This is a genomic window from Hyphomonas sp., assembly GCF_040882205.1.
Classification (GTDB): Bacteria; Pseudomonadota; Alphaproteobacteria; order Caulobacterales; family Hyphomonadaceae; genus Hyphomonas.
Window position 1 is genome coordinate 1 of record NZ_JBBEBT010000311.1, and the last position, 2,047, is coordinate 2,047.

Below are 2,047 nucleotides of genomic sequence, written 5' to 3' on the forward strand. Positions count from 1 at the left end.
AGGAACTCGGCCAGACCAGTGAGGAGGGTATCGAGGCCCTGCGCCGCCGTCTGACGGATCTGAACCCGGCCGCGACTGCGAATGTCGCGAACCGTCTGATCGAAGCTTCGGAGCGCCGCTACTGGGCGCCCGACCCTGAAACACTGGCAGCCCTTCGAGCGGCCAGTGCCGAAATCGAAGACCGGCTCGAAGGCATTATTCCGCTGCAAGGAGCCGCCGCATGACATCACTCGCACTCAATCGCCCTGGTGCCCGCCGTCCGGACGGGGAGGGCAGCGTTCAGGTGAAGCTCGACACCCGTTTCGAAGCCGGCACCGCCAAGGTATTCGCTGTGTACGGAAAAGGCGGCATCGGCAAATCGACCACCTCGTCGAACCTGTCGGCAGCCTTCTCCAAGATCGGCAAGCGTGTCTTGCAGATCGGCTGTGATCCGAAACACGACTCGACCTTCACGCTGACCAAGAAGCTGATGCCGACCGTCATCGACGTGCTGGAATCGGTGGAGTTCCATTCCGAGGAACTGCGCACCGAGGATTTCGTGTTCGAGGGCTATAACGGCGTGATGTGCGTCGAGGCAGGCGGACCTCCCGCCGGCACCGGCTGCGGCGGCTATGTCGTCGGTCAGACCGTGAAGCTCCTCAAAGAGCACCGCTTGCTCGAAGACTCCGATGTCGTGATCTTTGACGTGCTGGGCGATGTGGTGTGCGGCGGCTTTGCCTCGCCGCTGCAGCATGCCGAACGCGGCATCATTGTCACCGCAAATGATTTCGACTCGATCTTCGCGATGAATCGGATCGTCGCCGCGATCAAGGCGAAGTCCCAGAACTACGCGGTCCGTCTCGGCGGTGTGATCGCCAACCGCTCCAAGGACACGGACGAAATCGACCGCTATTGCGACGCGACCGGCATGCAGCGCATCGCGCACTTCCCGGATCTCGATGTCATCCGCCGTTCGCGCCTGAAAAAGTCCACCATCTTCGAGATGGAAGCCTCGCCGGAACTGGAAGCCGTCCAGAAGGAGTATCTGCGCCTCGCCGCCGCGCTCTGGCTGGGCGGCGATCCGGTTGAGGCGGTGCCGATGAAGGACCGCGAAATCTTTGACTTCCTGGGGTTCGATTGATGGAAACCGCCTACCAGACCCGCCGCGCCGAGCTGCAGACCTATTTTGACGAGACCGCTTCGGTCACGTGGCAGAAGCTGACCTCGACCGCGCCCGTCAGCGGCATCCGCGCCACCGTGCGTGCGGGCCGCGAGGCGATGCATGCGAACATCCTCTCCTGGCTGCCAGCCAACATGACCGGTCTGCGCGTACTGGACGCTGGTTGCGGTACCGGTTCGTTTGCGGTGGAAGCGGCAAAGCGCGGCGCTGAAGTGGTCGCCATCGATATTGCCGGCTCGCTGGTCGAGACGGCGGCCGAGCGGCTGATGGACCCGGTGCTGCGTAGCCGGATCACCTGGCGCGTCGGCGACATGACCCGCACGGACCTTGGCGAATTCGACCATATGGTCGCGATGGATTCGATCATCCACTATGACGCTCCGGACATGGCCGGTATGCTGGCCAGGATCCTGCCGCGTGTGCGCCGCTCAGCCATCTTCACGGTTGCGCCGCGCACGCCGCTGTTGCTTGCCATGCACGCAGCCGGTCAGCTGTTCCCGCGCAGCGACCGCTCGCCCGCCATCATCCCGGTCTCCGGCAAACGCCTGATGGGCCTCCTGGCGCAGCAGGCGGGTGCCGGTTGGCAGCCTGGTCGCACGCACCGTGTCAATTCCACCTTCTACATCTCTGAGGCCCGGGAGGTCGTATACGGATGACCCCCGAGCGGCGCTCCTTTGCGGAAATCTGGATGATGGTGGGAACGAAGTTCCTTCCTTTCGCCGATGCCGCAAGTGCGCAGCTGCCGATGGGCCGTCTTCTGCGCCTGTCGCTCTTCCAGGTCTCGGTTGGCATGGCGATGGTTCTGCTGACCGGCACGCTGAACCGCGTGATGATCGTCGAACTGGCCGTTCCAGCCTGGATCGTGGCGCTGATGGTCGCCCTGCCGCT

At 63.7% G+C, this 2,047-nt stretch carries 4 protein-coding genes; all 4 read left to right on the top strand.

The window, feature by feature from the left end; translation table 11 throughout:
* Positions 1 to 224: cobaltochelatase subunit CobN (locus tag WEA77_RS13315; RefSeq protein WP_368068369.1), on the top strand; the 224-nt coding region annotated here is incomplete at its 5' end.
* Entirely contained in the window at positions 221 to 1,120 is a 900-nt protein-coding gene (bchL, locus tag WEA77_RS13320) for a ferredoxin:protochlorophyllide reductase (ATP-dependent) iron-sulfur ATP-binding protein (protein ID WP_368068370.1), read from the top strand. The genes WEA77_RS13315 and bchL, both read left to right, overlap by 4 nt.
* The gene (gene bchM / locus WEA77_RS13325; RefSeq protein WP_368068371.1) at positions 1,117 to 1,815 is read left to right on the top strand and encodes a magnesium protoporphyrin IX methyltransferase; all 699 of its coding nucleotides are present in this window, start codon (positions 1,117 to 1,119) and stop codon (positions 1,813 to 1,815) included. The genes bchL and bchM overlap by 4 nt, the downstream gene beginning before the upstream one ends.
* A partial coding sequence (locus WEA77_RS13330; protein WP_368068372.1) for a PucC family protein occupies positions 1,812 to 2,047 on the top strand: 236 nt, incomplete at its 3' end. The genes bchM and WEA77_RS13330, both read left to right, overlap by 4 nt.

Excerpts from the sequence above, each read along its gene's own strand:
- bchL (WP_368068370.1), top strand. The coding sequence starts at position 221 with ATGACATCACTCGCACTCAATCGCCCTGGTGCCCGCCGTCCGGACGGG.